This is a genomic window from Pseudomonas sp. AP3_22 TE3818 (assembly GCF_053628995.1).
The window spans coordinates 2,180,682-2,206,597 of sequence record NZ_JBRJHL010000001.1 but is presented as its reverse complement, the minus strand read 5'-3'; the positions used below and the strand labels follow the sequence as shown (position 1 = coordinate 2,206,597).

Sequence of the window (25,916 nt, the reverse complement as noted above, 5' to 3'; positions counted from 1 at the left end):
TAAGACCTGTAGGAGCTGGCTTGCCAGCGATGGGGTCGGAACATCCAGCATCAATGTCGCCTGACACACCGTCATCGCTGGCAAGCCAGCTCCTACAGGGAAATGCGGTGTTTGCAAATGCCGGGGTCACCCTAAGACCTGTAGGAGCTGGCTTGCCAGCGATGGGGTCGGAACATCCAGCATCAATGTCGCCTGACACACCGTCATCGCTGGCAAGCCAGCTCCTACAGGGAAATGCGGTGTTTGCAAATGCCGGGGTCACCCTAAGACCTGTAGGAGCTGGCTTGCCAGCGATGGGGGCGGAACATCCAGCATCAATGTTGCCTGACATGCCGCCTTCGCGGGCAAGCCAGCTCCTACAGGGAAATGAGGTGTTTGCAAATACCGGGGTCACCCTAAAACCTGTGGGAGCTGGCTTGAACTGGCCTAATGATCCCGGACACCTCTTAAGGGCGATATGATTCGTCCAATCAGGAGGTTCCATGCAAGAACGAAAGACCTACACCCGCGAGTTCAAGCAACGTGCTGCGAGCATGGTTCTTGATGACAACTGCTCAATTACTGATGTCTGTGCGTCGATGGATGTCGGCCCTACGGCTCTGCGCCGCTGGGTTGATCAGGTTCGCAAAGAGCGTCAGAAAGGCCAGCCACTAGCCGGTACCAAGGCCATCAGCGACGAACAGCGAGAGCTCCAACAGCTGCGAGCCAAGGTCAAGCGTCTGGAGACCGAGGCTGAAATCTTAAAAAAGGCTACTGCTCTCTTGATGTCGGATCCCGATCGTTTTTCCTGATCGAGGAGCTGAGGGAGTCAGGCTCGTATCCGACTAGCCTGCTTTGCAGTGCGCTGAACGTATCCCGTAGCGCGTTTTACGACTGGCTTCGCCGCCGTTCAGCGCCGAATACCAAGCGTGACGTGCTCAGAGCCAAAGTCGTGCAATTGCATATTGAAAGCCGGGGAAGCGTAGGCGCGAGAATGCTCTCTGAGCATTTGAAGGCCCAGCAGCTCAAGGTAGGACGGTATCTGGCCGGAAAACTCATGGAGGAGGCAAATCTGGCCAGCCGACAGCGCCGCAGGCATCAGTATCGCTCCAGAGGCGTCGAAGCTTTTGTGGTCAAGAACCTGCTCGAGCGCAACTTCGAGCCGACCTCAATAAACCAGGTCTGGTGCGGCGACGTTACCAGCTTGTTGGTCGCAAAGCGCTGGTACCACCTGGCAGTCGTGATTGATCTGTTCGCCCGCCGGATCGTTGGTTGGGCGTTTTCTCTGATCAATGACGCCAACCTGGTTAGCAGGGCGTTGAGAATGGCGGTGGGGGTTCGAGGCAAGCATACGGGCTTGATGTTTCATTCAGATCAAGGCTGCCAATACACCAGCCAGCGCTTCCAGTCCGAGCTGCTTGAGCACGGGATAACGCAAAGCATGAGCCGCAGAGGGCAATGCTGGGACAACGCTCCAACGGAGCGATTCTTTGGGACACTCAAGTCAGAGTGGGTACCCACCAAGGGCTACAAGGAAATTGAAGAAGCCAGGCGAGATATGACCAGCTTCTTCATGCGATACAACCGAATTAGGCTCCATAGCTACAACAAATACCTGTCGCCGATAGCCATGGAGCAGCAGGCGGCTTGATCACCGTAAATGGTGTCCGGCAAAACTTGACCAGAACAGCTTGCCAGCGATGGGGTCGGAACATCCAGCTTCAATGTCGCCTGACACACTGTCATCGCTGGCAAGCCAGCTCCTACAGGGATCGCGGCGACCCTCAGGGGCGCGCCACTTCCGAGTGAGCGGTAAAACGGGTGGCGACGATCTTCCATTGGCCGGCGATACGCTGGTAACGGTCCTGATAAAAGCCGCCCAACTGCCGCGTCGCCCCGCTCTCGCCATCCAGGTTGAAATACCACAGGGCCCAACGGCCCTGGGCCTGATCCTCGTTCAGCACCTCGATTTCCGGGTTGGCGCCATGATGCAGGTCGATCACCCGCTCATGGCACGCCAGTTCGCGGTACAGCGCGACGAAACTGTCGCGCTCACGAAAGATCCCCAACGGACCGTAATCGATCAGCACTTCACCCTCGGCAAAGCAGTCGGCAATCACCTCGACCTGCTTGAGGTCGCAGGCATTGAGGTAGCGATGCTTGAGCTGGCGGATGTCCTCCAGCGCTTCCAGGCGGGCGATCCGCTGTTCCAGGTTCATGATTCACCTCGCGCAGTTACGTTAACTTCACTCCAGTAGGCTTTCATCGAGCGGATCTTTCCGTCGGCATCGAACTCCATCACGTCGATCACATGCAGCGAGCACGGTTGCCCGCCCCACTCCATGTCGACCCGGAACGGTATCGCCCCGCAACCGTTGAGCGTCGCGCGCACCGGTCCGGTCCGGGTTGCCGAGACCTTCATCGCCCCCAGTCCTTCACGGTAAAAGCGCGCGATGGCGTCGATGCCCTGCAACGGCGCGTGGCCGACCGGGTCTTCAACGGTGGCGTCTTTGGCGTAGAGTGCGAGGATGCCCTCGATGTCGCCGGCATCCACCAGCTCCACGTAACGCGCCATGGTCGCCTGGATCTGCTCTGCGCTGATCATTCAGACCACCTCGAACAGGGCGGCGGCACCCATGCCGCCACCGATGCACATGCTCACCACCACATAGCGCAAACCGCGACGCTGGCCTTCGATCAGCGCATGTCCAACCATCCGCGCCCCGGACATGCCGAACGGATGACCGATGGAAATCGCCCCGCCGTTGACGTTCAGGCGCTCGGCGGGAATGCCCAGGGTGTCGCGGCAGTACAGCACCTGACAGGCGAACGCTTCGTTCAACTCCCACAGGCCGATGTGGTCCATGGTCAGGCCGTGGCGCTTGAGCAGCTTGGGAATGGCATACACCGGGCCGATGCCCATCTCGTCGGAATTGCAGCCGGCGACGGCCATGCCGCGATAGATCCCCAACGGTTCCAGGCCACGCTTCTCGGCCAGTTTGGCGCTCATCAACACCGAGGCCGACGCACCGTCGGACAACTGCGAAGCATTGCCGGCGGTGATGAAACGCCCCTTGTCGCTCCACTGACCGCCCGGCCATACCGGCTCCAGCGCTTTCAGGCTTTGCAGGGTGGTGTCGATACGGTTGCACTCGTCGCGCAGCAAGGTCACGGATTCATGGCGAGTTTCGCCGGTCGCCTTGTCGACGATCATCTGGCGGCTGGTCAGCGGCGCCAGTTCGCGGTCGAAGCGCCCGGCGCTCTGGGCCTGTGCGGTACGCAGCTGGCTCTGGTAGCTGTACTCGTCCTGCTCGTCGCGGGAGATGCCATAGCGCGCGGAGACGATCTCGGCGGTTTCGATCATCGGGATGTAGGCGTGCGGGTCCAGCTCGATCACCGATGCCGACTGGTTGCGATAGAGGTTCTTGTGCTTGTTCTGCACCAGGGAAATCGACTCCAGGCCACCGGCCACGGCGATGTCGATTTCGTCGCACATGATGCCTTTGGCGGCCATGGCGATGCTCATCAGGCCCGACGAGCACTGGCGCTCGACGGCCATCCCGGCAACCGATGCCGGCAACCCGCCGGCAATCGCGCACAGGCGTCCCAGGTTATAGGACTGCGTACCCTGCTGCGCCGCGGCGCCAATGATCACGTCGTCCACTTCACCCGGCTCGATGCCCGCGCGGCGCACGGCTTCGCGCACCACGTGGCCGCCCAGTTGCGGCGCCTCGGTGTCATTGAACGCACCGCGAAAGGCCTTGCCGATCGGAGTACGGGCGGTCGAAACGATGACGGCTTCTTTCATGCTGGATTCCTCGAAAATGCTGTTGAAGGTCAGGCCGGGTAATAACGACTGATGGTGTCGACCACGCAGCCGGGACGTTCCTCGCCGTCGATGTCGACGCTGACGCGGATGGTCGCCTGCACGCCGCCCTTCACTTCCTCGACCGCGATCAGTTGCGCACTGCCGCGTACCCGCGAACCGACGCGCACCACCGAGGGGAAGCGCACCCGCTCGCAACCGTAGTTGACGCCCATGGCCAGGCCACGGACTTCGACGATCTGCGGCAGGAACAGGTTGACCAGCGACAGGCTCAGGTAGCCATGGGCGATGCAGGTGCCAAACGGGCCATCGGCGGCCTTGAGCGGATCGACGTGAATCCACTGGTGATCGCCAGTGGCGTCGGCGAACCGGTCGATGCGGTCCTGCTCCAGCAGCAGCCAGTCGCTGACGCCGAGCGATTGGCCAACGGCCTCGAACAGGGCCATCGGCGTGTCGAAAATACGCGGCATGGTCACGCCCTCTGGCTGGATACCGACAACACTTCGCCGGTCATGTAGGAGCTGTAGTCGCTGGCCAGGAACATCATCACGTTGGCCACTTCCCAGACTTCGGCGGCGCGGCCGAAGGCTTCGTTGGCGGCGAGTTGATCGAGCACCGCCTGGGGCGCGGATTTGCGCAGGAAATCGTGCAAGGCGATGCTCGGGCTTACCGCATTGATGCGGATGCCGTAGTCCGCGGCTTCGACCGCTGCACAGCGAGTCAGCGCCATGACGCCGGCCTTGGCCGCGGCGTAGTGCGACTGTTCTTTCTGTGCGCGCCAGCCCAGCACCGAGGCGTTATTGACGATGACCCCGGCACGCCGCTCCATCATCTTCGGCAGCATGGCGCGGGTCATGCGCATGGTGCCGGTGAGCGTCACATCCAGCACCCGGTTCCACTCCTCGTCGCCCATGTCCACCAGCAGGCGCGAGCCGCCGAGGCCGGCGTTGTTGATCAGCACGTCGACGCCTTGCAGGTCGCGCTCGGCGCAGGCGATCAACTGCTGCACCTGGGCTTCGTCGGCGACGTTGCAGACCTGGCCGAAAACCTGCTGCAACCCGGTGGTTTCGCGAATTTTCAGCACTGCCTCGGCCAGCCGGCCTTCATGGATATCGCTGATCATCAGCGCCCGGCAACCTTCCTCGGCAGCACGCACGGCGGCGGAAAAACCGATGCCGGCACCGGCGGCGGCGGTGATCAACACCGACTTGCCGCGCAGCAGGCCGCGACCTTCAACATATTGAGGTACAGACATGAACTCTCTCCTTTCAGGTGCGCGGACGCGGCTCTTTGGGCATGCCCAAGGCACGCTCGGCGATGATGTTGCGCTGGATTTCGTTGCTGCCGCCGTACAGGGTGTCGGCGCGGCTGAACAGGTACAGCGACTGCAATCGGGTCAGTTGGTAAGGCGCCGCTTCGAGCAATTCCGCTTCGGCGCCGAGCACGTCCATCGCCAACTTGCCGAGGCTGGCGTGCCAGGTCGACCAGAACAGCTTGTAGATGGTCGCTTCCTTGCGCAGCGAACCGTCCTGGCTACCCGAAAGCATGCGCAGCGAGTTGTAGCGCATGATCCGCAACCCGCTCCAGGCTTCCGCCAGGCGCTGGCGCAGGATCGGATCGCGGTCGGCGCCGTTGGCTTTAGCGATGGCGATGATTTCGTTGAGTTCGTTCTGAAACTGCATCTGCTGGCCGAGGGTCGACACACCGCGCTCGAAACCCAGTAGCGCCATGGCGATCTTCCAGCCGTCGCCCGGCGCGCCGATGATGTTGGCGGCGTCGGTGCGGGCATCGTCGAAGAACACTTCGTTGAACTCCGAGGTGCCGGTCAGTTGCTCGATAGGCCGCACGGTGATTTGCGCCTGGGCCATCGGCACCAGCAGGAACGACAGGCCGCGATGACCGACGCTGCCCGGTTCAGTACGGGCGATGACAAAGCACCAGTCCGACTCGTGGGCCAGGGAGGTCCAGACTTTTTGCCCGTTGATCACCCATTGGCCGGTCGCTTCATCCAGGGTGGCGCGGGTCTTGACGTTGGCCAGGTCGGAACCGGCGCCCGGCTCTGAATAGCCCTGGCACCAGAACGACGTGCCGCTGACGATCCCCGGCAAAAAGCGCTGTTGCTGTTCGACCGTGCCGAACGCGGCAATGGTCGGCCCGGCCAGCCCTTCGCCGATATGGCCCATGCGACCGGGGCCACCGGCGCGGGCGTATTCTTCGTGGAAAATCACTTGCCGGGTGATCGACAAGCCGCGCCCGCCATGCTCCGGCGCCCAGCCGACGCAGGTCCAGCCACCCTCGGCAAGTTTGCGTTCCCAGGCTTTGCGCGCTTCGGGGAACATGTGCTCGTCACCCGGACCGCCGCGAAAGCGCAGGGCCTCGAATTCGCCGCAGAGGTTGGCGCTCATCCAGTCGGCCACTTCCTGGCGGAAGCGTTCGTCCTGCGCACTGAAACTGATTTTCATGGCTGCTCTCCAAGAATCACCGCGGCAATCCGCTCGCGATGCCAGGCCGGTAGCCCGAGGAAGCTTTCGCTGGCGCGGGCGCGCTTGAAGTAGAGGTGGGGGTCGTATTCCCAGGTGAAACCGACGCCGCCGTGCAACTGGATCGACTCGGACGCGCAGTGGAAATAGGTCTCGGAGCACTGCGCCTTGGCCAGCGCCGCCGCCAGCGGCAATTCGGCTGCGACCTGCGGATCGCCCTGCGGATCAAGGACTTCCTGGGCCACGCACGCGGCGTAGTAGCTGGCCGAACGCGCGCACTCGACCTGCAGCATCATGTCGGCGGCGCGGTGTTTGAGGGCCTGGAAACTGGCAATCGGGCGCCCGAACTGCTGGCGTTCCTGCATGTAGGCCACGCTGAGGTCGAGCACCTGCTGCGCGCCGCCGGTCTGCTCGGCAGCCAGGCCGATGCAGGCCAGTTGCAGGACGCGCTCAAGGTGCGGCCAGCCGTGACCGAACTCACCCAGCAGTGCGTCAGCTTCAAGGTACAGGCCCTTGAGCTGGATCCGCGCCTGGCGTCGGGTCTGATCCATGGTCGGCAGCATTTGCCGCTCGATGCCGGCCTGAGCCGCGTTGACGACAAACAGGCTGATGCCCTTTTCGCCAGAGGTTCCGGGTTGTCGTACGGCAATGATCAACAGATCAGCACCATGCCCGTCGAGCACGTGCTTGAGGGTGCCGTCGAGGATGAACCCGTCGCCTTCGGCCACCACCGTTGCCTGGACATCGTCGGCCGACCAGCCGTTGGCACTGCTGAACGCCAGGGTCGCCGTCACGCTGCCATCGGCGATCGACGGCAACCAGCGCTGTTTCTGCTCATCATTGGCGGCCAGCAGCAGCGCGGGTGTGGCCATGCAGGCGGTGGCGAAAAACGGCGAGCACAGCAAACGCCGGCCCATCTGCTCCAGCAGGATCGTCAGCTCGACAAAGCCGAGGCCAAGGCCGCCATAGGTTTCGGGGATATGAATGGCGGGCCAGTACATTTCCTGGCACAACCGCTGCCAGAGGGCTTCGTCGAAACCCCGTTCACTGACCATTGCCGCCCGCACGGCGGCAGAATCCGAGACATCGGCGAGGAAACCCTCGGCCGATGCGCGGATCATTTCCTGTTCGTCGCTGAATGCAAACTCCATCGCGGCGCCTTCTGCTCGTTTGGCGGGGCGCGCGTGGCGCAACACCCCTTTGAGCATGAAGTTTGGCGCCGCCCGGACGCGGCAGAATCGTTAGCCCTGCCTAGTCCGAACGGGTGATGTGCTGCGGTGACTGCTCAGCCGGGAAGCCGATCAGCGGCAATCGCCCCCCATGCGCACGAGCAGCGCTGAACGGTGCGGCTTGAGGTACGGGTTGATTTCACCGACCTGGCACGACGCCAGGTTCTGCAATTCAGCCGCGAGAGGTTCTTGCAGGAACAGCAACCCTGCCGGACGGGACTCGGATTGCAACTGCGCCACCGTCAGCGGCGCCACCGGCCGGCCCATGTAATAGACCAGGCGGATATCCGGCTCACCGAGGGTATAAGCCTTCTGCCCCGGCTGCCCGTCGGCCAGCGTGGCCACCTGCTCAAGACCGCCGACCCGGTGCGACAGCACCCGCGCTTCGACGAACATGTAGAACACCACGAACCCGGCCAGCATCACGTAGGGCACAACGGCCAGGGTCGTGCGCCAGCGCCCCTTCATCTCGTCGAGCAGCGCCGACCAGTGCATCGCCAGCAGCAACGCCATGGACGGATAGACCGGCAACAGGTACTTGCCATGCTTTTCGGTGAACAGGGAAAACACCAGCAGCGGCAACAGGCTGCAGCACAGCAGCATGCCGGCCTCGCGGCGCGCGCGGATCATTGCCCAGAACTTGCGCGGCTGTACAAACACGATCAGCCAGAACGGGAAGAAATCACCGGCCAGGTACAGCAGATAGGCATACCAGGCCTCGGCGCCCTGCCCGTCGATCTTCTTCACGATGTCTTCGCTGATGATCGAGGCCCAGATGCCCCAGCCCTGGCTCACCGACACCGCCACGTACCAGGAACTGCCCAGCACCAGGGCAATCAGCCAGCCCCAACCGTCACACAGATAAGCCTTGGCCCGGGCATCGCGGTAGATCAAGGCATAGGCCAGGATCGGTGCCGTCACCCACAACAGGCAGACCGGCCCTTTGGTCAGCAGCGCGCAACCCAGCAGTACGTAGCTCAATCGACTCCACAAGGCCCGCCCCTGCAGGAAGATGAACTGCCAGGCCGCCAGCAGAGCGCCGCAGCACAGCAGGGTCAACAGCATCTCGATTTCCGAGCGCCGTGCGAACAGGCTGAAAGCACCGTTCGCGGCCAGGAACACCACGGCGAACAATCCGACCTGCCGCCCCGCCTGCCGGACGCCGTACAGATAGGTGCCAACACAGCACAAGGCGGCGGCCAGCGCCGAAGGCAGGCGCACGCTCCACTCGGACAAGCTGCCCAGCACCGCCGTTGAAACCAGGCCCGCCCAATAGAAAAACGGCGGCTTGGAGAGATACAAGTCGCCGTTCATGTAAGGCAGCAGCCAGCTACCCGCCTCGCGCATTTCGCGCACGGTAACGGCGCGGCGGGCCTCGTTGACACTGAGGAACGGCACGCTGCCCAGTCCCCAGAAAAACAGCAACGCAACCGCGATGGCCACGAGCAACGTAATATTTCGGGTCGATAACGATCCGCGCATGACCTACTCCTTCAGGCTTTTACTTTTGGCGATCAACTGCAGGTTGCGAAAATAGACAAGGGAGCCGAAGGCCTGCCCGACGATGAACACCGGGTCCTCGCGGTAAATGGCATAAGCCAGCAACAAAGTGCTGCCGACGATGCTCAGGTACCAGAAGCTCACCGGGATCACGCTGCGTTTCTTGTACTCGCTGTACAGCCACTGCAGGACAAACCGCCCGGTAAAGGCGATCTGGCCAATAAAACCGACGGCCAGCCAAAGGGCTTCGCGGGAGAGATTCATCCTTCTATCTCCTGGGCAATGGTGTTCAGCCGCGTGCGCTTGATCAGCCACCAGACGCCGAACAAATCGAGAATGCCGACCAGCGCGCGGTCGAGGTTGCCGTATTTCGACACCCCGGCCGTGCGTGGTCGGTGGTTGACCGGGTGCACGATCATGCGCCCGTTGTGACGCTGGATCAGCGCCGGAATGAAGCGGTGCATGTGGTCGAAGTAAGGCAGGCGCAAGAACGCCGCGCGCTCGATCAGTTTCAGGCCGCAACCGGTGTCCGGGGTGGCGTCCTTGAGCAGGCGCCGGCGCAGGTTGTTGGCGAACCGCGAGGCGTAGCGTTTGCTCGCGGTGTCGCGGCGATTGACCCGGTGCCCGGCGACCAGTTGCACATCGACCTTGCCCGGTTCGCCGCGCACCAGCGCCAGCATGCCGGGGATGTCCGCCGGGTCGTTCTGGCCGTCGCCATCGAGGGTCGCCAGCCATTGCCCGCGCGCCTCGCGGGCGGCGTGGTACAGCGAGGTGCTCTGCCCCAGCGACCGCTCGTGATGGAGGATGCGCAGGGTGTTCAGCCCGCTCTGGCGGATCTGCCGCAGTTCCTGCAGGGTCGAATCGGTGCTGCCATCGTCGACGACGATGATTTCGTACGACTCATCAACCAGCGCCACGCGGATTTCCTCAATGAGCGGCTTGAGGTTGTTCGCTTCGTTCTTGGCGGGAATCAGTACGGATACAAAAATGTCTTGGCTCATGGAGTCACTCTCGCCTTTATTGGATTTCTTTTATCAGAGGCGAATCAAGGTGTCGTACACCGGCCGACTCGATGCAGTACTCAGCTTTTCCCGGCGATGACGCCAACAGTGCCCCGTTCCTGTGGACACACTCGCGCGACCTCGCACACGGTGCACGGCCGTTTGTAAAAATCGCGTCAATATTCCATGCACTTTTTGTCATCATTGCCCTGATGACACAGCGAATTCTATTGCGATTGGCGCCTGCCCATCTAAAGTGCACCCACGCAAGTGAAAAACATGAATCGGCTAAGGATGCAGAACCATGAGCACTGAGCAAGAGACGACTTTTGACGAACCACGGCTCAACAGCACGGAAATCCGCATTCTGGGTTCGTTGATCGAGAAAAAGGCCACCAGCCCGGAAACCTATCCCCTGACCCTCAATGCGCTGGTGATCGCCTGCAACCAGAAAACCAGCCGCGAGCCGGTGATGAACCTGACGCCGGGCCAGGTCGGCCAGAGCCTGCGCGCGCTCGAAGGGCGCGGCTTCGCCAGGCTGGTGATGGGCAGCCGTGCCGACCGCTGGGAACACAAGGTGGACAAGGCCCTGGAACTGGTACCGGCGCAGGTGATCCTGACCGGGCTGATGTTTCTGCGCGGCCCGCAGACCGTCAATGAACTGCTGACCCGCAGCGGCCGCATGCATGAATTCGAAGACGCCGAACAGGTCGTACATCAACTCGAACGCCTGATTGCCAGGGGCCTGGCCGTGCTGATACCGCGTCAGGCCGGCCAGCGCGAAGACCGCTATACCCACGCCCTCGGTGATCCGGCAGATATCGAGGCAATCATGGCGGCCCGGCAGAACCCGTCCGAGCGCGGCAGCAGCGGTGTTTCGGTAGAACGGATCGAAGAACTGGAAGCGCGGATTGCGGCGCTGGAAGAGCGGTTGGCACGGCTGGAATAGCCTGGATGTTTGCCTGGCACAAAACCTATGGGCTGACTGACATTTGAGATTGACACAAAACCTGTGGGAGCGGGCTTGCTCGCGAAAGCGGATTGTCAGTCACATCAATGCTGGATGTGCCGACGCTTTCGCGGGCAAGCCCGCTCCCACAGTGGATCGGTGGACCGACTGGCATTTGTGATTGACACAAAACCTGTGGGAGCGGGCTTGCTCGCGAAAGCGGTTTGTCAGTCACATCAATGCTGGATGTGCCGACGCTTTCGCGGGCAAGCCCGCTCCCACAGTGGAGCTGTGGACTGACTGGCATTTGTGATTGGCACAGAACCTGTGAGAACTTACTCCCCGTCCCAGTAATCCACCCCATCGGCCTGCCGGGCCACCGCAACAAATCCCGAAGCATTGCCCTCGGCATCGACATTGAAGTCATCCATCACGGCATATTTGCCGGAATCCGGGTATTCGCAGATCTCCGGCGATTGCTGGGTGCTGACGGCCAGATACCGCAACTCGCCGTTGCTGGTATTGATGATCTGATGCGCCTGTTCAGGCCCACCCGGTGGACAGGCGATCACATCACCGGCGCGGATTGGAAAGCGCTCGTCTCCCAGGCGGACCTGCCCTTCCCCGGCCACGACGTAGAACATTTCCTCATTGACCCGATGGCTGTGAAACGGACTGCCGCGCATGCCCGGCTCCAGCACATACAGGCGATAACCCAGCTTTTTCGCCCCCAGTTGCTGACCGACACGGGCCAGGCGCTGCTGATAGCGACCGGCGGTTTCACCGGTCGGCGCAAACGCTTCGGGCAGCGGTTCAAGCTCGACAGTGTTCAGATTGAGAATGGGCGGATGCATGGACACCTCCTAGCTGCGGGCAAACGCCACGGCCTTCTGGAACTGCTCATCCGTCGGCCGTACACCGGTATAGAGCACAAATTGCTCCAGTGCCTGGATCGCGATCACTTCCAGCCCCGTGATGACCCGCTTGCCTTCGGCGCGGGCACGCACGATAAGCGGCGTTTCCGATGGGATCGCCACCACATCGAAGACAGTGTCTGCTTTTTCGATCACATCGCCCTCAAAGGCCAACTGGTCGGCCTCCGGCCCTCCCGTCATGCCGATCGGGGTGACATTGACCAGCATCTGCGGGCGACGACTGCCCAGTTCTGCCTGCCACTCATAGCCCAACGACTGCGCCAGCGCCTGCCCGGCGCGCTGGTTGCGGGCCACGATCAGGCCGTTCTCGTAGCCGCCATCGCGCAAGGCGCTCGCCACGGCCTTGGCCATGCCGCCGCTGCCGCGCAGGGCAAAGGTCGAGTCCTTGGGCACCTGGTGTTTTTCCAGCAACTGGGCAACGGCGATGTAATCGGTGTTGTAGGCCTTGAGATGACCGTCGGTGTTGACGATGGTGTTGATCGATTGAATGGCGGCGGCAGAGGCGTCGAGGTCATCCACCAGGGCAATGCAGGCTTCCTTGAACGGCATCGACACGCCACAACCACGAATGCGCAGGGCGCGAATGCCGGCGACGGCGCCCGGCAGGTCCTGGCTGGCAAAGGCCTTGTAGTAGAAGTTCAGGCCCAGTTGTTCATACAGATGATTATGAAAACGCAGGCCAAAGTTCCCGGGGCGCCCTGAAAGGGACATGCACAGTTGGGTGTCTTTGTTGGGGTTCATCTGCATGGCATAGCTCCTTCAAATGCACTTTTCGGATGGACGGGATTAGCCCTCCATCGGGATCTGATCGATCATGAAAGCCTGGACGCACGGGCTTGAACAGGTCGGTAAGAAAGTCGGTACAGACCTTACACAAAATTTACCTGGCGGCCGTGCTGTTTTTCGAAAAAACGCTGTCTTAGTAGTATCCCCGCGACAATCCCTGGGTCTATCGCAGACACAGGCGCCGGGCTGAAGAACCGAGGAACTATCATGATCCGTAAAATCCCCACAGTAGCCTTGCTGATCGGCGCCCTCGCTATCGCGGGACAGGCGCAAGCCCATGGTGGTGGCAATTACTGGCAGGGTCCGGCGGTGTTTGGCGCGATCGTCGGTACTGCCATCGTAGGTTCGGCTCTGATCAACGCCAACCGCCCGGTCTATGTCGCGCCGCAACCGGTCTACGCCCCACCGCCTCCGGTTTATTACGCGCCACCGCCCCCGGTTTACTACCAGCCGGCCCCGGTCTACGTGCAGCAACCGATCTACTACCGCCCGGCCCCGGTTTACTACGGACCACCCCGTGGCTACTACGGCCCGCCACGCGGCTACTACGGCCCTCACTACGGCCGCTGGTAACGAACTCATCAAGCCCCGCTGAACCAGCGGGGCTTTTTTTGGGGCTTTCGCTGGTTTTGACTCGGACGCGGCCTCTTGTAGGAGCTGGCCTGCCAGCGATGGTCGTTAACGATAACGCGTGTAAACCGGATAAACGCGGCGCGCTTGAGCCCATCGCCAGCAAGCTGGCTCCTACAGTTTCAGCGTGGGCTCGCTTCCGTGTAGGAGCTGGCTTGCCAGCGATGGTCGTTAACGATAACGCGGGTTAACTGGATGAACGCGGCGCACTGGAGTCCATCGCCAGCAGGCTGGCTCCTACAGTTTCAGCGTGGGCACGGTCCTTTGTAGGAGCTGGCTTGCCAGCGATGGTCGTTAACGATAACGCGGGTGAACTGGATTAACGCGGCGCACTGGAGTTCATCGCCAGCAAGCTGGCTCCTACAGGTAGTGCGTTATCGGTGTTTTCCCGGGTTGCGTGAGGATCCTTTTTTGTGCCCGTTGATCGGTGCAGGTCTGGATAAATCTCGCCAAGGTCGCTATCGGGACAGTGCGCGCGGCAGAAACGGGCAAGATGGACTCGACCGGTTTTCTGCCGTGTGGCGAAAAACGGTCATATTTTTGTCATGACAGATCCGCAAGCTCGGTGCTGTCCGTCGAAAACAGCTTGATAACAACAAGGACGACCACATGCCAACGCAAAACCCGCACCGCATCGTCGGTCTGTGCACCTCCAGCAAGGTGTACAACGCACTGACCGAACTCAAGCACCTGGAAGGTCATCGCAGCGCCAAGTTTCTCTCGCTGCTGACGCAAAACCTGGTGCGCAAGGGCCTGCTCAACGAGCAGGAAGTGGTGAACATGCTCGATCAGGTGGTCAACTGACCGACCAACGGTCGTTTGCCCCCGCTGGCATCAATGACCACTATTGAAAGCGTTGATTACTCCTCGAGGCACCCGGACTTTAAAGTAGCTCCACAGATTGATGGAGGTACTTTTCATGTCCCAGGTTCAGATCATGTCCGTTATCGGCAGCGCCGTCCCCGCACAGCTCAGAGAGCTGGGCATGCTCGCCTGCTGGTATCTGGTGCAGGACGGTGTGCAGATCAGCGGCCCGCTCACTTCGCTGCCCGCCGCCCGGGAGCTGTCGCAACGCATCGGCACCGGCCAGTCCGGCAGGCTCAGCGCCTAAGGCAGCTGCACCCGCGGTTTGGTTTCGATGAAAATGTCCCAACTGGCCATGAACAGGGCGGCGATCAACGGGCCGATGACAAAGCCGTTCAGCCCGAAAATCGCCAGGCCGCCGAGGGTCGAGATCAGGATCATGTAATCCGGCATCCGGGTGTCCTTGCCCACCAGAATCGGTCGAAGCACGTTATCCACCAGGCCGATCACGAAGATCCCGAACAAGCCCAGCACCACGCCCTGCCAGATCGCCCCGGTGAGCAGGAAAAACGCCGCCACCGGCACCCAGACAATCCCCGCCCCCACCGCCGGCAACAGTGACAGAAACGCCATCAACACCGCCCAGAGCAATACGCTGGGAATGTCCAGAAACCAGAAAATCAGGCCACCCAGCGCGCCTTGTGTGATCGCCACCAGCAGGTTGCCCTTGACCGTAGCCCGTACCACACGATTGAACTTGAGCTGCAAACGACGTTTCTGCTGTTCCTCCAACGGCACCGCCGCACGCACCTTGCGCGCCAGTTCCGCGCCGTCGCGCAGGAAGAAGAACAGCAGGTACAGCATGATGAAGAAACTGACGATGAACTCGAACGTGCCCTGGCCAAAAATGAAGGCCTGGGCGGCCAGTTCCTGTCCACCGGTCATCGCACTCTTGACGATTTTTTCTCGCAACCCGTTCAGCTCGCCCATGCCGAAGCGATCCAGCAGGTGCTGGAAATACGGCGGCAGGATGTGCTTGAACTGCGCCACGTACCCGGCGATGTCCAGTTCGCCGCTCTCGATGTTCTTGTAGAGCGCGGCCCCCTCCTGGATCAGGAGGATGCTGAGGAATATCACCGGCAGGATCGCGATCAACAGGCAGATGCTCAGCGTGAGCAGTGACGTGAGGTTGCGCTCCCAGCCGAACTTCAGCTGCAGCCGCCGTTGCAGCGGAGCAAAGAGAATGCCGAGGATTACCGCCCAGAACACAGCGCCGTAGAACGGCAGCAGGATCCAGATGAAGGCGACGCTCACCAGGGCCAGAAGGACGGTCAACGATCTGTCTTTCAGGGTTTCTTCGTTCATATCAGATCCATGCCCGCCGGGACGAAACACTTGGGCCCTGATGTTTAGTCCGCGACCGCTCGCGCGAGTGCCATCAGTTTGTTGATCAGACATGGATCCAGGTCAATAAACGCTCGGCACGGGGCGTTTACCCTGCGCGGCTTTTGCGACGACACCGCCATGAACCTCACCGCGCCAGAACTGCTCGCCCCCGCAGGCACCCTGAAAAACATGCGTTATGCCTTCGCCTACGGTGCCGATGCCGTGTACGCCGGCCAGCCGCGCTACAGCCTGCGGGTGCGCAACAACGAATTCGACCACGCCAACCTCGCCCTCGGCATTCGCGAGGCCCAGGCGCAGGGCAAGCGCTTCTACGTGGTGGTGAACATCGCGCCGCACAACGCCAAGCTCAAGACCTTCCTCAAGGACCTTGAACCGGTGATCGCCATGGCCCCCGATGCGCTGATCATGTCCGACCCCGGCCTGATCATGCTGGTGCGCCGGCACTACCCGCAGATGCCGGTCCACCTTTCGGTGCAGGCCAATACGGTGAACTGGGCAAGCGTCGAGTTCTGGCAGCAACAGGGCGTGAGCCGGATCATCCTGTCGCGGGAGCTGTCGCTGGAAGAGATCGCCGAGATCCGCGGGCAAGTGCCCGCCATGGAACTGGAAGTGTTCGTGCATGGCGCGTTGTGCATGGCCTACTCCGGGCGCTGCCTGCTGTCGGGGTACATGAACAGGCGCGACGCCAATCAGGGCTCCTGCACCAACGCCTGTCGCTGGAAATACACGGCGCAGCCGGCCACGGAAAACCAGCTGGGCGAGATCGTGCAGACATTCGATCCCGAACCGACCCTGGGCATCGGCGCACCCACCGATCAGGTGTTCCTGTTGCAGGAAGCCAATCGTCCCGGCGAACAGATGCCCGCCTTCGAAGACGAACACGGCACGTACATCATGAACGCCAAGGATCTGCGTGCCGTGCAGCACGTCGAACGCCTGACGCAGATGGGCGTGCACTCGCTGAAAATCGAAGGCCGGACCAAATCGCACTTTTATTGCGCGCGCACTACCCAGGTTTATCGCCGGGCCATCGACGACGCAGTGGCGGGCCGGGCCTTCGACCGCGGCCTGATGAGCGACCTGGAATCCCTCGCCCAGCGCGGCTACACCGAAGGTTTTCTACGCCGGCATGTGCATGACGAATACCAGAACTACCAGAACGGCAGCTCAGTGTCGGAACGACAACAGTTTGTCGGTGAACTGACCGGGCAGCGCCGGGATCGCCTGGCCGAGGTCAAGGTGAAAAACCGTTTCGGCGTGGGCGACCACATGGAGCTGATGACGCCCAAGGGCAACTTCCACTTCGATCTGCATCAGCTGCAAAACGCTAAAGGTGACGCGATCGACGTTGCACCCGGCGATGGGCATACGGTGTATTTGCCGATACCGGATGCGGTGGATCTGAGTTTTGGCCTGCTGATGCGAGATATCAACATGCCGTAATCCCTGTGGGAGCGGGCTTGCTCGCGAAGGCGGTGTGTCAGTCAATATTGACTTTGAATGTGCCGCCCCCTTCGCGAGCAAGCCCGCTCCCACAGGTACTGCGTCAGGCAAACTCTTCGCGGAGCATCGCCACGAACGCCTCGCGCGCCGGGTGCACCCCGGCGTTTTCGTGCCAGTAAAACAGGTTGTCGACGGCGGTCAGTTCAGGGAACTCAAACCCCGCGCACCCCGCGCCTTTGGCGTATTGGTCGAAGATCCCCTTGGGCACCAGCGCCACGCCGGCCCCGGCGCTGACGCAACCGACAATCGCGCCATAACTGGCCAGGCTGACAATCGGCAGTGCCTGCCCCTGTCGCAGCAACCAATGCTCCAGCGCCGCCCGGTACGGACAACCCTGGGGCCACATGAACACGGTCTGGTCCTGCAAATCGCTGATGTCGCGCAACGGCCCCAGGGATGTCGAGGCGATCAGCAGCAACTCTTCGCGGTACATCGGCGTGCGCTTGAGGTGCGAACGTTCGACATCCACCGCCACGATGGCGCCGTCAAGCTTGTGATTGAGCGTGTCGTCGAGCAACTGCCCCCAGGCGCCGGTGGTCAGCTCCAGCGCCACCTGCGGGAAACGCTTGTGGAATTTCGCCAGCAGGCGCGGCAAACGCCCGGTGGCCGACGATTCGATGGCGCCGATGCGCAACGGCCCTGAGGGTTCGGCCGAAGGGTCGACCGCCCGCTTGGCCTCGGCGGTCAGGGCGAGAATTTTCGAGGCGTAGGCCAGGAAGGTCTGCCCCGACGGGCTGATGCGCAACCCTCGGCCTTCGCGCAGGAACAGCGCGACACCCAGCTCAGCCTCGAGGGCCTTGATCCGTGCCGTGATGTTGGACGGCACGCAATGCAGCAATTCGGCCGCGCGGGCAATGCTGCCGACGTCGGCCACGGTCTTGAACATGCGAATCTGTGCCAGCTCCATACATCACCCATAGTGAACGGTTAGCGCAGTATAAGTCAGTTGTGGCGAACGATGCGCTTTCTGATACTCCGTGCATCAGCCCACAGGTGCACGACCATGACGCCGCTCACATCCTCCCCCGTTTCACCCTGGAAAATCATTCTGGCCATGGCGTTTGTCGTGGCGTGCTGGGGCTACTCCCCGACCGGTATTCATATCGGCTTGCAGGCCTACGACCCCGTGCACCTGGCACTGCTGCGCTTCCTGCTGGCCTCCGTGTTCATGGCCGGGGTCGCGGTCATCAAAGGCATCCGCCTGCCCAGCCTGCGAGACTTGCCGCTGATGTTCGGCCTGGGTTTCTTTGCCGTGAGCCTGCATCACGTGGCGATCAACTTCGGGCAGCAGGGAGTCAGCGCTGGCGCTTCGAGCGTCCTGGCCCAGACCACGCCGCTGTTCAGCACATTGATCGCGCGCTTCGTGTTCAAGGATCAGGTGAGCCTTTGGCGCTGGGGTTGTGTGCTGCTCGGGTTGTTTGGCGTGGTGATCGTGGTGGCGGGCGATCATGGCCTGGGCAGCATTGACGCCCACGGCTTGCTGATCCTGCTGGCGGCGGTGTCCTGGAGCCTCTACTTTGCCCTGCAAAAACATCACACCGGGCGTTACGACGGGCTGACGCTGGTGTGCTACACGGTGTGGTCCGGTACGGTGCTGCTGTTGATTTTTCTGCCCGGCCTTGTGGATCAAGTCGTCCAGGCGCCGATGCGCGTGCAGTGGGCGGTGATTGCCTTGGGGATATTCCCCAGTGCCCTGGCGTACCTGGCCTGGGCCTATGTGCTGGCGCATGTCGATTTGAGCCGGGCGACCATGACGCTGTATTTGACGCCGCCGACGGCGATGGTGATGGCTTCCTATGCGCTCGGCGAACGGCCGACGTTGATGATCGTGGTCGGCGGGCTGGTGGTGTTGGCGAGTGTGCTGGCGTTGAATCTGGAGCGGCGAGCTGTGGTTGTTCAGGTTGCTCGGGTCTGATCCATGCTTTTTGCTGTCTTGACTGGCGCCTTCGCGAGCAAGCCCGCTCCCACAGGGCAAAACCTGTGGGAGCGGGCTTGCTCGCGAAGAACGATGACGCGGTGTCACTGACTATCAGCTAGCCGAAAACCGGTCACGACTGTTGGTCAGGTGCAACCACATCGCCGCCCGCGCCGCGTCCGGGTCCTGGCGCTTGATGGCATTGAGGATCGCCTCGTGCTCAAGATTGGCCAGCTCGCCGAGCTTGCTCAAGTCCACCGCCCCCCGCTCGGCGGCATTGACCCGGGTGCGCGGGATCATGGCGCTGCCCAGGTGCTGCATGATTTCGGTGAAGCAGAGGTTGCCGGTGGCTTCGGCGATCAGCAGATGAAAACGCCGGTCCGCTTCGACACAGCTGTCGTTGTTGGCCAGCAGGTTTTGATAGTCGTCCAGCGCTTCACGCATCTTCACCAGTTGCAGATCGGTGCGGCGAGTTGCCGCCAGCGCCGCCGCCTGGGTTTCCAGGCCCATGCGCAACTCCAGAATGCTGCGCACCCCCAACGCCGTGTCGACATTCAGCCGCAGCCCCTGCTCCGGCGCGCGCTCGATCACGAACGTGCCAATGCCATGCCGGGTCTCCACCAGCCCCGAGGCCTGCAACTTCGAGATCGCCTCGCGCACCACCGTGCGACTGACCCCGTGCTCCTGAACGATGGTGTTTTCCGACGGCAGCTTGTCGCCGGGCAACATCTGGCCGAGCAGGATGCGCTGGGTCAGTTTCTCCACCAGGTCATGGGCCAGGTTGTGGCTGCGCTTGCGGGCGGGTGCTTCGAGGTCTTCTTGCATGAAGGTGTCCGGAAATCAGGGCTATCGAATCGTAGCACCGCGACGGGCGGGAATCCTGAAAAATCTCGATCAACTTGTATGACAACACTCAACAACCCACTCATATTGATTCGTTTTGAAGCCCACCCGTCACCACCAATAGAATAAAAAATCTTCTGAACTGCACCATTTCATTGGGAAAAGGCGGTTGCAAGATCAAAAAACCTAGTTGTATGATGTCTATCAACAACGCAGCACCCAGCTTCACCCCGCATAAAAATAACGAGTGGGAGAAAACGCAGTGAATACATCCATCTCCGGGATGCACGACGACGCCAATTCAGCGCTGAAGTCCGCCATCGCCAAAGTCAAACGTCACGTCTTGCCGCTGTTCGTCATCATGTTCATCGTCAATTACATTGATCGAGTGAACATCGGCTTCGTCCGCGCCCACATGGAACACGACCTGGGCATTGGCGCGGCCGCCTACGGCCTCGGCGCCGGTCTGTTCTTCATCGGTTATGCGCTGTTCGAAGTGCCCTCCAACATCCTTCTGCAAAAAGTCGGCGCCCGCATCTGGCTGACTCGCATCATGCTGACCTGGGGCCTGGTCGCCGCGGGCATGGCGTTCATCCAGAACGAAACCCACTTCTACATCCTGCGTTTTCTGCTGGGCGTGGCCGAAGCCGGGTTCTTCCCCGGGGTGATCTACTACTTCACCCGCTGGTTGCCTGGCGTTGAGCGTGGCAAGGCGATTGCGATTTTCCTCAGCGGCTCGGCGATCGCCTCGCTGATCTCCGGTCCACTGTCCGGTTTGCTGCTGCAAATCAGTGGATTCGGGATGCATGGCTGGCAATGGATGTACTTCATCGAAGGCATGTTCTCGGTAGGGCTGTGTGTTTTTGTCTGGTTCTGGCTCGATTCCAAACCCCACGACGCCAAATGGCTGAGCCGCGACGAGCAGGACGCGCTGGTCAAGGCCATCGACGACGAACAACTGGCCCGCGAAGCCGCCACACCGATCAAGCCGTCACTGGGCAAGCTGCTCAAGGACCGACAGATCATCCTGTTCTGCGTGATCTACTTCTTTATCCAACTGACCATCTACGCTGCGACCTTCTGGCTGCCGAGCATCATCAAGAAGATGGGCGACCTCAGCGACTTCCAGGTCGGGATGTTCAACTCGATTCCGTGGCTGCTGTCGATTGTCGGCATGTATGCCTTCGCCTCGTTGTCGGCCAAGTGGAAGCATCAGCAAGCCTGGGTCGCCGCGGCCCTGCTGATCGCCGCTGCCGGGATGTTCATGTCCACCACCGGCGGGCCGGTCTTCGCCTTTGTTGCGATCTGCTTTGCGGCGCTGGGTTTCAAATCGGCCTCGTCGCTGTTCTGGCCGATTCCCCAGGCTTATCTGGACGCACGCATCGCCGCCGGTGTCATCGCGCTGATCAACTCGGTGGGCAACCTCGGCGGTTTCGTCGCGCCGACCACCTTCGGTCTGCTGGAGGAACGCACCGGCTCCATCCAGGGCGGACTCTACGGCTTGGCCGCGACCTCGATCATCGCCGCGATCATCGTCTTTGCCGCACGCAACAAACCCAAGGTCGCCCCCGTCACCGCAGCGGGCAAACCAGCGCCCCACCACGCCTGAATCATTGGTTTAAAAGGATAACAACATGACCGCACACGACATCGCCAAAGCCCCGATCATCACCAGCATGCAGGTTGTTCCGGTGGCCGGCCACGACGGCATGCTGCTCAACCTCAGCGGCGCCCACGGCCCGTTTTTCACCCGTAATATCGTGATCCTCAAGGACAACGCCGGCCACACCGGCGTCGGCGAAGTGCCGGGTGGCGAGCGCATTCGCCAGACCCTGGAAGACGCACGCAGCCTGGTGGTCGGAAGCCCGATCGGCACTTACCAGAAGATTCTCAACCAGGTACGCCAGACCTTCGCCGACCGCGATGCTGGCGGTCGCGGATTGCAGACCTTCGACCTGCGCATCACCATCCACGCCGTCACTGGCCTCGAAGCCGCGCTGCTCGATCTGCTCGGCCAGCACCTGGACGTGCCGGTCGCCGCCCTGCTTGGCGAAGGCCAGCAGCGCGATGAAGTGAAGATGCTTGGCTATCTGTTTTATGTCGGTGATCGCAACGAAACAGACCTCGCCTACCGCAGCGAGCCAGACGCCGACAACGACTGGTTCCGCGTACGTCACGAAAAAGCCATGACCGCCGATGCGGTGGTCCGCCTGGCCGAGGCGGCGCACGCGCGTTATGGCTTCAAGGACTTCAAGCTCAAGGGCGGCGTGCTCAGCGGCGACGCCGAAATCGAAGCGGTCACGGCCCTCGCCGAACGTTTCCCCGATGCGCGCATCACCCTTGACCCGAATGGTGCCTGGTCACTGAAAGAAGCCATCCGCCTGTGCCGCGATCAGCACCGCGTGCTCGCCTACGCCGAAGACCCGTGCGGGGCAGAAAACGGTTACTCGGGACGCGAAGTCATGGCTGAATTCCGCCGGGCCACGGGGCTGAAAACCGCAACCAACATGATCGCCACCGACTGGCGGGAGATGGGCCACGCGATCCAGTTGCAGTCGGTCGACATTCCCCTGGCCGATCCGCACTTCTGGACCATGCAGGGCTCGGTGCGCGTGGCGCAGATGTGCAACGAATGGGGCCTGACCTGGGGTTCGCACTCCAACAACCACTTCGACATTTCCCTGGCGATGTTCACCCATGTCGCAGCAGCCGCGCCGGGCGAGATCACCGCCATCGACACCCACTGGATCTGGCAGGACGGCCAGCGCCTGACCAAGGCCCCGCTGCAAATCGTCGACGGCTGCGTGCAGGTGCCGCAGAAACCTGGGCTGGGGGTCGAGCTCGATATGGATCAGGTCGCCAAAGCTCATGAACTGTACAAAGGCATGGGCCTGGGTGCGCGGGATGACAGTGTGGCCATGCAGTTTTTGATCCCGGGCTGGACGTTCGATAACAAGCGGCCGTGCCTGGTGCGTTGAAACGCCAAGTGAGTTGAATCAAGGGTTGCGCGTGGTCGCCTGTTGGCGGCCGGTTTAAAAAGCGCTCGGAGCCTGGCGCTTAACCCCCTAAAATGGCGCGCAACTGAATCAACGACGGATGAATCCAACATGGACAGGCTGAAAACCATCGCCGCCGGCATGGCGATATTTGCCGCAGGCCAGTGCGTGGCACAGGATCAAATCGAGACGCTGGTGAACGCCGCTGTACAACCGGTGATGCAGGCCGAGGGCATTCAGGGCATGGCCGTGGCGGTCACCGTCAACGGCCAAGCGCACTACTTCAACTATGGCGTCGCCTCGCAAGAAACCGGCAGCCCCGTCACAAAGGACACCCTGTTCGAAATCGGCTCGGTCAGCAAAACCTTCACCGCCACCCTCGCCGCCTACGCCCAGGCCACCGGCAAACTGTCACTGTCGGACAAGGCCAGCCAGGTCCTGCCGGCCTTGCGCGGCAGCGCTTTCGACCACATCAGCGTGCTGCAACTGGGCACCTACAGCGCCGGCGGCCTGCCGCTGCAATTTCCTGCCGAATCTGATTCGGCCGACAAAATGCTCGGCTACTACAAACAATGGAAACCGCTCTACGCCCCCGGCAGCCACCGACTGTATTCGAACCCCAGCCTCGGCCTGTTCGGCTACCTCGCCGCCCACAGCATGGGCCAGCCTTTTGATGACCTGATGGAGAACACCCTGCTGCCGAAACTGGGCCTCAAGCACACCTATGTGCATGTGCCGCAGGACCAGATGGCGCTGTACGCCCAGGGCTACAACAAGGACGACAAGCCGGTGCGGGTCACTCCGGGCGCGCTGGATTCCGAGGCGTACGGGGTGAAAACCAGCGCCTCTGACTTGCTGGCCTACGTCAATGCAAACATGAAGCCGGCGTCTCTGGACAAGCCGTTGCAGCAAGCCATCGCCTTGACTCATAGCGCGTACTACAGCGTTGGCGACATGACCCAGGGCCTGGGCTGGGAGATGTATCGCTACCCGATCACTCTGGATCGCTTGCTGGACGGCAACTCCACGCCGATGGCCATGCAGGCGCACAAAGTCCAGTGGCTGCACCCGCCGCAAGCGCAGCCGCAGAACGTGTTGATCAACAAGACAGGTTCAACCGGTGGCTTTGGCGCTTACGTGGTGTACGTGCCATCGAAGGAGATCGGCATTGTGATGCTGGCCAACAAAAACTTCCCGAATGCGCAGCGGGTCAGGATTGCGCATCAGATTCTCAGCGCCCTTGCCCGGTAAGCCTGGTTTGCGCTCCCAGAGAAAAAGACGACCTCTGGAGGTTAATACTGATCAGTTAACACACGAAACCTGTGGGAGCGAGCTTGCTCGCGATGGCGTCGCAACAGTCAATATAAATGTTGAATGTCAGGTCCCCATCGCGAGCAAGCTCGCTCCCACAGGTTAATTGCTTACCAACAGAATTCAGAGCCGGATCAATCATCCGGCATTTCTGGCGGCTTGGCGGGCTTGGCCGGTTTGCTGTTTTTCCCGGGCTTTGCGCCTTTGGCAGCCGGCTCGGCTTCAACGACGGGAACGGCCACTGTCGGGGTAAATTCTTTCTCGGCCGCCGGCAACTGATCGACTGCGCTGAAAATCTCGTCCAGCTTGATGGCCTCCGTTTGTTCAAGTTTCTTTTCGCCATCCTTGCCGACCAGAATCACCTTGGTCTTGGCGCCAGCACCCAGCTTGAGCGAGCGGATCAGCGCCGCTGTGTCCTGGGGCCCGAGGTCTTTACCGTCGCGCTGGCCCATCAGGTTGAGCACGGTGTAGAGCACCATGTTGCGGTCGGTGAACCCCTTGCGGTTGGCCGGTTCATCCAGCGACTTTTTCAGGCTGACCCAGGTTGGATCCACAGTGCTTGGAGCGATGACAATCAGTGGCCGGGCCCTGCCCTTGTCCATGTCCAGCGGTGAGCCGTCATCAGCGGCGAACGAGGTGCCGGCAATCGCCAGCAAGATAGCCATGGTCAGTGACCTGATGAGCATGCGCATCTCCTTTTTGATATCCACGCTCTAATGATTGCGCATCGCGGCGATCGTTCCGGGTGACGTACCGCAATTTTTTCGCCTTGTCCCAAGCTTAGGTCAGGGCGGTCATTGCGCAACAGCTCGGGGTCATCTCAGGACTTACAAAGTTCAAGGCAGATCAAGGATCAAGCGGGTCCCAAGGGGTGCCCGGACAGGCACCGACTGGGCATGCACCCGCGAAGGAGGCTGGCGTAAACCAATTGAATCAGAACGCCAGCTTGTAGCCGATCAGCAACAGCATGGTCGCCAGGCAAGGGCGCAGCAGTTCGTCGGAGATGCGCCCGGTCAGGTGGCTGCCCAGGTAAATCCCCGGCAACGAACCCACCAGCAAGTAACCCAGGACGTGCCAGTCCATGTTGCCCATGCTGGCATGGCCGAGACCGGCGACCAGGGTCAGCGGCACGGCGTGGGCGATTTCAGTGCCGACCAGGCGGCGGGTCGGCAGCATCGGATAGAGAATGAACAGGGCCACGGTGCCCAGTGCACCGGCGCCGATGGACGTCAGCGCGACCATGGTGCCGAGGACCAGGCCAGTGATGACCGTCAGGACATTGAGGCGCGACCCGCTGGGGTTGTAGTGGCCGCCAGCACGTTTGTGGGCAAAATCCAGCAGACGCTTCTTGAACAGGATCGCCAGCGCCGTGGCGAACAACACAAAGCCGAGGGCCTGCTTGATGATCGCGTTCATCGCATCGGGGCTGGAGTGCAAAGTGCTCAGGAACCACAACGTCAGTGCCACCGCCGGCACGCTGCCAAGGGTCAGCCAACCGGTAATCGCCCAGTCGATGTTGTTGTTCTTTCGGTGAACCAGTACACCGCTGGACTTGGTGATCGCCGCATAGAGCAGATCGGTACCGACCGCCGTTGCCGGGTTGATACCGAACCACAGCAGGATCGGAGTCATGAGCGACCCGCCACCGACGCCAGTCATGCCGACAATGAAGCCAACCACCAACCCGGCCACGACCAACCCGATGTTCACTAAATCCATTGATACGTCCACAAAGATCGCAGGGGAAATCTGGCCCGCAGCATAGCGATATTTCTTATAACCAGTTATATCGATGCGATCTATCTTTATATCCTGAACTCAA

At 61.4% G+C, this 25,916-nt stretch carries 29 protein-coding genes; 12 read left to right on the top strand and 17 right to left on the bottom strand.

Annotated elements, in window-relative coordinates; genetic code table 11:
* Positions 1 to 482: 482 nt before the first annotated feature.
* Complete coding sequence (locus tag AB7M25_RS10075; protein ID WP_007981026.1) at positions 483 to 791, top strand: transposase; 309 nt, start codon at positions 483 to 485, stop codon at positions 789 to 791.
* Positions 788 to 1,630 (top strand): IS3 family transposase, encoded by an 843-nt coding sequence (locus AB7M25_RS10070; protein WP_429561740.1) that lies wholly within the window; start codon positions 788 to 790, stop codon positions 1,628 to 1,630. The genes AB7M25_RS10075 and AB7M25_RS10070 overlap by 4 nt, the downstream gene beginning before the upstream one ends.
* A 133-nt stretch (positions 1,631 to 1,763) precedes the next feature.
* Here the strand turns inward: AB7M25_RS10070 and AB7M25_RS10065 are convergent, their stop codons facing one another.
* The 10 genes from AB7M25_RS10065 to AB7M25_RS10020 form a co-directional block, all read right to left on the bottom strand.
* Entirely contained in the window at positions 1,764 to 2,198 is a 435-nt protein-coding gene (locus tag AB7M25_RS10065; RefSeq protein WP_429383338.1) for a nuclear transport factor 2 family protein, read from the bottom strand.
* A complete protein-coding gene (locus tag AB7M25_RS10060) occupies positions 2,195 to 2,584 on the bottom strand; it encodes a steroid Delta-isomerase (protein WP_454237238.1) in 390 nt (129 codons plus the stop codon). Before AB7M25_RS10060 ends, AB7M25_RS10065 begins: the two co-directional genes overlap by 4 nt.
* Positions 2,585 to 3,787 (bottom strand): acetyl-CoA C-acyltransferase, encoded by a 1,203-nt coding sequence (locus AB7M25_RS10055; protein ID WP_429392944.1) that lies wholly within the window; start codon positions 3,785 to 3,787, stop codon positions 2,585 to 2,587.
* A 29-nt stretch (positions 3,788 to 3,816) separates the two neighbouring features.
* Entirely contained in the window at positions 3,817 to 4,275 is a 459-nt protein-coding gene (locus tag AB7M25_RS10050) for a MaoC family dehydratase (protein ID WP_429383344.1), read from the bottom strand.
* 2 nt (positions 4,276 to 4,277) lie between these two features.
* The gene (locus AB7M25_RS10045) at positions 4,278 to 5,060 is read right to left on the bottom strand and encodes an SDR family oxidoreductase (RefSeq protein WP_429383346.1); all 783 of its coding nucleotides are present in this window, start codon (positions 5,058 to 5,060) and stop codon (positions 4,278 to 4,280) included.
* Positions 5,061 to 5,073: 13 nt separating this feature from the next.
* Positions 5,074 to 6,267, bottom strand: a complete 1,194-nt coding sequence (locus tag AB7M25_RS10040; protein ID WP_454237237.1) for an acyl-CoA dehydrogenase family protein — start codon at positions 6,265 to 6,267, stop codon at positions 5,074 to 5,076.
* Positions 6,264 to 7,436 carry an acyl-CoA dehydrogenase family protein gene (locus tag AB7M25_RS10035; protein ID WP_429561610.1) on the bottom strand — a complete coding sequence of 391 codons (1,173 nt, stop codon included), beginning with the start codon at positions 7,434 to 7,436 and terminating at the stop codon, positions 6,264 to 6,266. The genes AB7M25_RS10040 and AB7M25_RS10035 overlap by 4 nt, the downstream gene beginning before the upstream one ends.
* A 150-nt stretch (positions 7,437 to 7,586) precedes the next feature.
* Positions 7,587 to 8,996: an ArnT family glycosyltransferase gene (locus AB7M25_RS10030; RefSeq protein WP_454237236.1), complete on the bottom strand. Its 1,410-nt coding sequence runs from the start codon at positions 8,994 to 8,996 to the stop codon at positions 7,587 to 7,589.
* 3 nt (positions 8,997 to 8,999) lie between these two features.
* Positions 9,000 to 9,278 carry a lipid-A-disaccharide synthase N-terminal domain-containing protein gene (locus AB7M25_RS10025; RefSeq protein ID WP_116581579.1) on the bottom strand — a complete coding sequence of 93 codons (279 nt, stop codon included), beginning with the start codon at positions 9,276 to 9,278 and terminating at the stop codon, positions 9,000 to 9,002.
* The gene (locus tag AB7M25_RS10020; protein WP_429561612.1) at positions 9,275 to 10,015 is read right to left on the bottom strand and encodes a glycosyltransferase family 2 protein; all 741 of its coding nucleotides are present in this window, start codon (positions 10,013 to 10,015) and stop codon (positions 9,275 to 9,277) included. The genes AB7M25_RS10025 and AB7M25_RS10020 overlap by 4 nt, the downstream gene beginning before the upstream one ends.
* Before the next feature lie 304 nt (positions 10,016 to 10,319).
* Here AB7M25_RS10020 and AB7M25_RS10015 point away from each other — a divergent pair, with 304 nt between their 5' ends.
* Positions 10,320 to 10,964, top strand: coding sequence for a YceH family protein (locus AB7M25_RS10015; protein WP_116581577.1), 645 nt, complete (start codon positions 10,320 to 10,322; stop codon positions 10,962 to 10,964).
* A gap of 335 nt (positions 10,965 to 11,299) precedes the next feature.
* Here the strand turns inward: AB7M25_RS10015 and AB7M25_RS10010 are convergent, their stop codons facing one another.
* Together AB7M25_RS10010 and AB7M25_RS10005 are read right to left on the bottom strand one after the other, a co-directional pair.
* Positions 11,300 to 11,818 (bottom strand): cupin domain-containing protein, encoded by a 519-nt coding sequence (locus tag AB7M25_RS10010; protein WP_429383357.1) that lies wholly within the window; start codon positions 11,816 to 11,818, stop codon positions 11,300 to 11,302.
* A gap of 9 nt (positions 11,819 to 11,827) precedes the next feature.
* Complete coding sequence (locus AB7M25_RS10005) at positions 11,828 to 12,646, bottom strand: shikimate 5-dehydrogenase (protein ID WP_454237235.1); 819 nt, start codon at positions 12,644 to 12,646, stop codon at positions 11,828 to 11,830.
* 246 nt (positions 12,647 to 12,892) lie between these two features.
* Between AB7M25_RS10005 and AB7M25_RS10000 the strand changes: the two genes are divergently transcribed.
* The 4 genes from AB7M25_RS10000 (at position 12,893) to AB7M25_RS09985 (ending at position 14,426) form a co-directional block, all read left to right on the top strand.
* Positions 12,893 to 13,258, top strand: coding sequence for a hypothetical protein (locus AB7M25_RS10000; RefSeq protein ID WP_007976847.1), 366 nt, complete (start codon positions 12,893 to 12,895; stop codon positions 13,256 to 13,258).
* 98 nt (positions 13,259 to 13,356) lie between these two features.
* Positions 13,357 to 13,506 carry a hypothetical protein gene (locus tag AB7M25_RS09995; protein ID WP_454237234.1) on the top strand — a complete coding sequence of 50 codons (150 nt, stop codon included), beginning with the start codon at positions 13,357 to 13,359 and terminating at the stop codon, positions 13,504 to 13,506.
* Between the two features lie 418 nt (positions 13,507 to 13,924).
* Positions 13,925 to 14,119, top strand: coding sequence for a hypothetical protein (locus tag AB7M25_RS09990; RefSeq protein WP_007976845.1), 195 nt, complete (start codon positions 13,925 to 13,927; stop codon positions 14,117 to 14,119).
* A gap of 115 nt (positions 14,120 to 14,234) precedes the next feature.
* On the top strand, positions 14,235 to 14,426 hold the full coding sequence (locus tag AB7M25_RS09985; RefSeq protein ID WP_095967442.1) for a hypothetical protein: 192 nt from the start codon (positions 14,235 to 14,237) through the stop codon (positions 14,424 to 14,426).
* Here AB7M25_RS09985 and AB7M25_RS09980 read toward each other — a convergent pair.
* Entirely contained in the window at positions 14,423 to 15,484 is a 1,062-nt protein-coding gene (locus AB7M25_RS09980) for an AI-2E family transporter (protein ID WP_429389970.1), read from the bottom strand. The genes AB7M25_RS09985 and AB7M25_RS09980 overlap by 4 nt on opposite strands.
* Before the next feature lie 159 nt (positions 15,485 to 15,643).
* Here AB7M25_RS09980 and trhP point away from each other — a divergent pair, with 159 nt between their 5' ends.
* Positions 15,644 to 16,969: a prephenate-dependent tRNA uridine(34) hydroxylase TrhP gene (trhP, locus tag AB7M25_RS09975; RefSeq protein WP_429561613.1), complete on the top strand. Its 1,326-nt coding sequence runs from the start codon at positions 15,644 to 15,646 to the stop codon at positions 16,967 to 16,969.
* Positions 16,970 to 17,072: 103 nt separating this feature from the next.
* On the opposite strand, the gene AB7M25_RS09970 is transcribed toward trhP, so the two are convergent.
* Complete coding sequence (locus tag AB7M25_RS09970) at positions 17,073 to 17,936, bottom strand: LysR substrate-binding domain-containing protein (RefSeq protein ID WP_104447912.1); 864 nt, start codon at positions 17,934 to 17,936, stop codon at positions 17,073 to 17,075.
* Between the two features lie 96 nt (positions 17,937 to 18,032).
* On the opposite strand from AB7M25_RS09970, the gene AB7M25_RS09965 reads away from it, so the two are divergent.
* Positions 18,033 to 18,944: a DMT family transporter gene (locus AB7M25_RS09965; protein WP_454237233.1), complete on the top strand. Its 912-nt coding sequence runs from the start codon at positions 18,033 to 18,035 to the stop codon at positions 18,942 to 18,944.
* A 114-nt stretch (positions 18,945 to 19,058) separates the two neighbouring features.
* Here AB7M25_RS09965 and AB7M25_RS09960 read toward each other — a convergent pair whose 3' ends face one another.
* A complete protein-coding gene (locus AB7M25_RS09960) occupies positions 19,059 to 19,769 on the bottom strand; it encodes a FadR/GntR family transcriptional regulator (RefSeq protein WP_454237232.1) in 711 nt (236 codons plus the stop codon).
* A 280-nt stretch (positions 19,770 to 20,049) separates the two neighbouring features.
* Here AB7M25_RS09960 and AB7M25_RS09955 point away from each other — a divergent pair, with 280 nt between their 5' ends.
* The 3 genes from AB7M25_RS09955 to ampC all read left to right on the top strand — a co-directional run bounded on the left by AB7M25_RS09955 (position 20,050) and on the right by ampC (position 24,034).
* Positions 20,050 to 21,396 (top strand): MFS transporter, encoded by a 1,347-nt coding sequence (locus AB7M25_RS09955; RefSeq protein WP_429389961.1) that lies wholly within the window; start codon positions 20,050 to 20,052, stop codon positions 21,394 to 21,396.
* 25 nt (positions 21,397 to 21,421) lie between these two features.
* Positions 21,422 to 22,765, top strand: a complete 1,344-nt coding sequence (gudD, locus tag AB7M25_RS09950) for a glucarate dehydratase (protein WP_454237231.1) — start codon at positions 21,422 to 21,424, stop codon at positions 22,763 to 22,765.
* Between the two features lie 159 nt (positions 22,766 to 22,924).
* Positions 22,925 to 24,034 (top strand): class C beta-lactamase, encoded by a 1,110-nt coding sequence (gene ampC, locus AB7M25_RS09945; RefSeq protein WP_454238342.1) that lies wholly within the window; start codon positions 22,925 to 22,927, stop codon positions 24,032 to 24,034.
* Positions 24,035 to 24,228: 194 nt separating this feature from the next.
* Here the strand turns inward: ampC and AB7M25_RS09940 are convergent, their stop codons facing one another.
* Positions 24,229 to 24,780 carry a DUF4174 domain-containing protein gene (locus tag AB7M25_RS09940; RefSeq protein ID WP_429519446.1) on the bottom strand — a complete coding sequence of 184 codons (552 nt, stop codon included), beginning with the start codon at positions 24,778 to 24,780 and terminating at the stop codon, positions 24,229 to 24,231.
* A 247-nt stretch (positions 24,781 to 25,027) separates the two neighbouring features.
* The gene (locus tag AB7M25_RS09935; RefSeq protein WP_218479234.1) at positions 25,028 to 25,813 is read right to left on the bottom strand and encodes a sulfite exporter TauE/SafE family protein; all 786 of its coding nucleotides are present in this window, start codon (positions 25,811 to 25,813) and stop codon (positions 25,028 to 25,030) included.
* Positions 25,814 to 25,916: the final 103 nt, after the last annotated feature.

Bases quoted from the DNA above. Each gene is read 5' to 3' on its own strand.
- AB7M25_RS10075 (WP_007981026.1), top strand. From the start codon at position 483: ATGCAAGAACGAAAGACCTACACCCGCGAGTTCAAGCAACGTGCTGCG.
- AB7M25_RS10065 (WP_429383338.1), bottom strand. From the start codon at position 2,198: ATGAACCTGGAACAGCGGATCGCCCGCCTGGAAGCGCTGGAGGACATC.
- AB7M25_RS10060 (WP_454237238.1), bottom strand. From the start codon at position 2,584: ATGATCAGCGCAGAGCAGATCCAGGCGACCATGGCGCGTTACGTGGAG.
- AB7M25_RS10055 (WP_429392944.1), bottom strand. From the start codon at position 3,787: ATGAAAGAAGCCGTCATCGTTTCGACCGCCCGTACTCCGATCGGCAAG.
- AB7M25_RS10050 (WP_429383344.1), bottom strand. From the start codon at position 4,275: ATGCCGCGTATTTTCGACACGCCGATGGCCCTGTTCGAGGCCGTTGGC.
- AB7M25_RS10045 (WP_429383346.1), bottom strand. From the start codon at position 5,060: ATGTCTGTACCTCAATATGTTGAAGGTCGCGGCCTGCTGCGCGGCAAG.
- AB7M25_RS10040 (WP_454237237.1), bottom strand. From the start codon at position 6,267: ATGAAAATCAGTTTCAGTGCGCAGGACGAACGCTTCCGCCAGGAAGTG.
- AB7M25_RS10035 (WP_429561610.1), bottom strand. From the start codon at position 7,436: ATGGAGTTTGCATTCAGCGACGAACAGGAAATGATCCGCGCATCGGCC.
- AB7M25_RS10030 (WP_454237236.1), bottom strand. From the start codon at position 8,996: ATGCGCGGATCGTTATCGACCCGAAATATTACGTTGCTCGTGGCCATC.
- AB7M25_RS10025 (WP_116581579.1), bottom strand. From the start codon at position 9,278: ATGAATCTCTCCCGCGAAGCCCTTTGGCTGGCCGTCGGTTTTATTGGC.
- AB7M25_RS10020 (WP_429561612.1), bottom strand. From the start codon at position 10,015: ATGAGCCAAGACATTTTTGTATCCGTACTGATTCCCGCCAAGAACGAA.
- AB7M25_RS10015 (WP_116581577.1), top strand. From the start codon at position 10,320: ATGAGCACTGAGCAAGAGACGACTTTTGACGAACCACGGCTCAACAGC.
- AB7M25_RS10010 (WP_429383357.1), bottom strand. From the start codon at position 11,818: ATGCATCCGCCCATTCTCAATCTGAACACTGTCGAGCTTGAACCGCTG.
- AB7M25_RS10005 (WP_454237235.1), bottom strand. From the start codon at position 12,646: ATGCAGATGAACCCCAACAAAGACACCCAACTGTGCATGTCCCTTTCA.
- AB7M25_RS10000 (WP_007976847.1), top strand. From the start codon at position 12,893: ATGATCCGTAAAATCCCCACAGTAGCCTTGCTGATCGGCGCCCTCGCT.
- AB7M25_RS09995 (WP_454237234.1), top strand. From the start codon at position 13,357: ATGGTCGTTAACGATAACGCGTGTAAACCGGATAAACGCGGCGCGCTT.
- AB7M25_RS09990 (WP_007976845.1), top strand. From the start codon at position 13,925: ATGCCAACGCAAAACCCGCACCGCATCGTCGGTCTGTGCACCTCCAGC.
- AB7M25_RS09985 (WP_095967442.1), top strand. From the start codon at position 14,235: ATGTCCCAGGTTCAGATCATGTCCGTTATCGGCAGCGCCGTCCCCGCA.
- AB7M25_RS09980 (WP_429389970.1), bottom strand. From the start codon at position 15,484: ATGAACGAAGAAACCCTGAAAGACAGATCGTTGACCGTCCTTCTGGCC.
- trhP (WP_429561613.1), top strand. From the start codon at position 15,644: ATGAACCTCACCGCGCCAGAACTGCTCGCCCCCGCAGGCACCCTGAAA.
- AB7M25_RS09970 (WP_104447912.1), bottom strand. From the start codon at position 17,936: ATGGAGCTGGCACAGATTCGCATGTTCAAGACCGTGGCCGACGTCGGC.
- AB7M25_RS09965 (WP_454237233.1), top strand. From the start codon at position 18,033: ATGACGCCGCTCACATCCTCCCCCGTTTCACCCTGGAAAATCATTCTG.
- AB7M25_RS09960 (WP_454237232.1), bottom strand. From the start codon at position 19,769: ATGCAAGAAGACCTCGAAGCACCCGCCCGCAAGCGCAGCCACAACCTG.
- gudD (WP_454237231.1), top strand. From the start codon at position 21,422: ATGACCGCACACGACATCGCCAAAGCCCCGATCATCACCAGCATGCAG.
- ampC (WP_454238342.1), top strand. From the start codon at position 22,925: ATGGCGATATTTGCCGCAGGCCAGTGCGTGGCACAGGATCAAATCGAG.
- AB7M25_RS09940 (WP_429519446.1), bottom strand. From the start codon at position 24,780: ATGCTCATCAGGTCACTGACCATGGCTATCTTGCTGGCGATTGCCGGC.
- AB7M25_RS09935 (WP_218479234.1), bottom strand. From the start codon at position 25,813: ATGGATTTAGTGAACATCGGGTTGGTCGTGGCCGGGTTGGTGGTTGGC.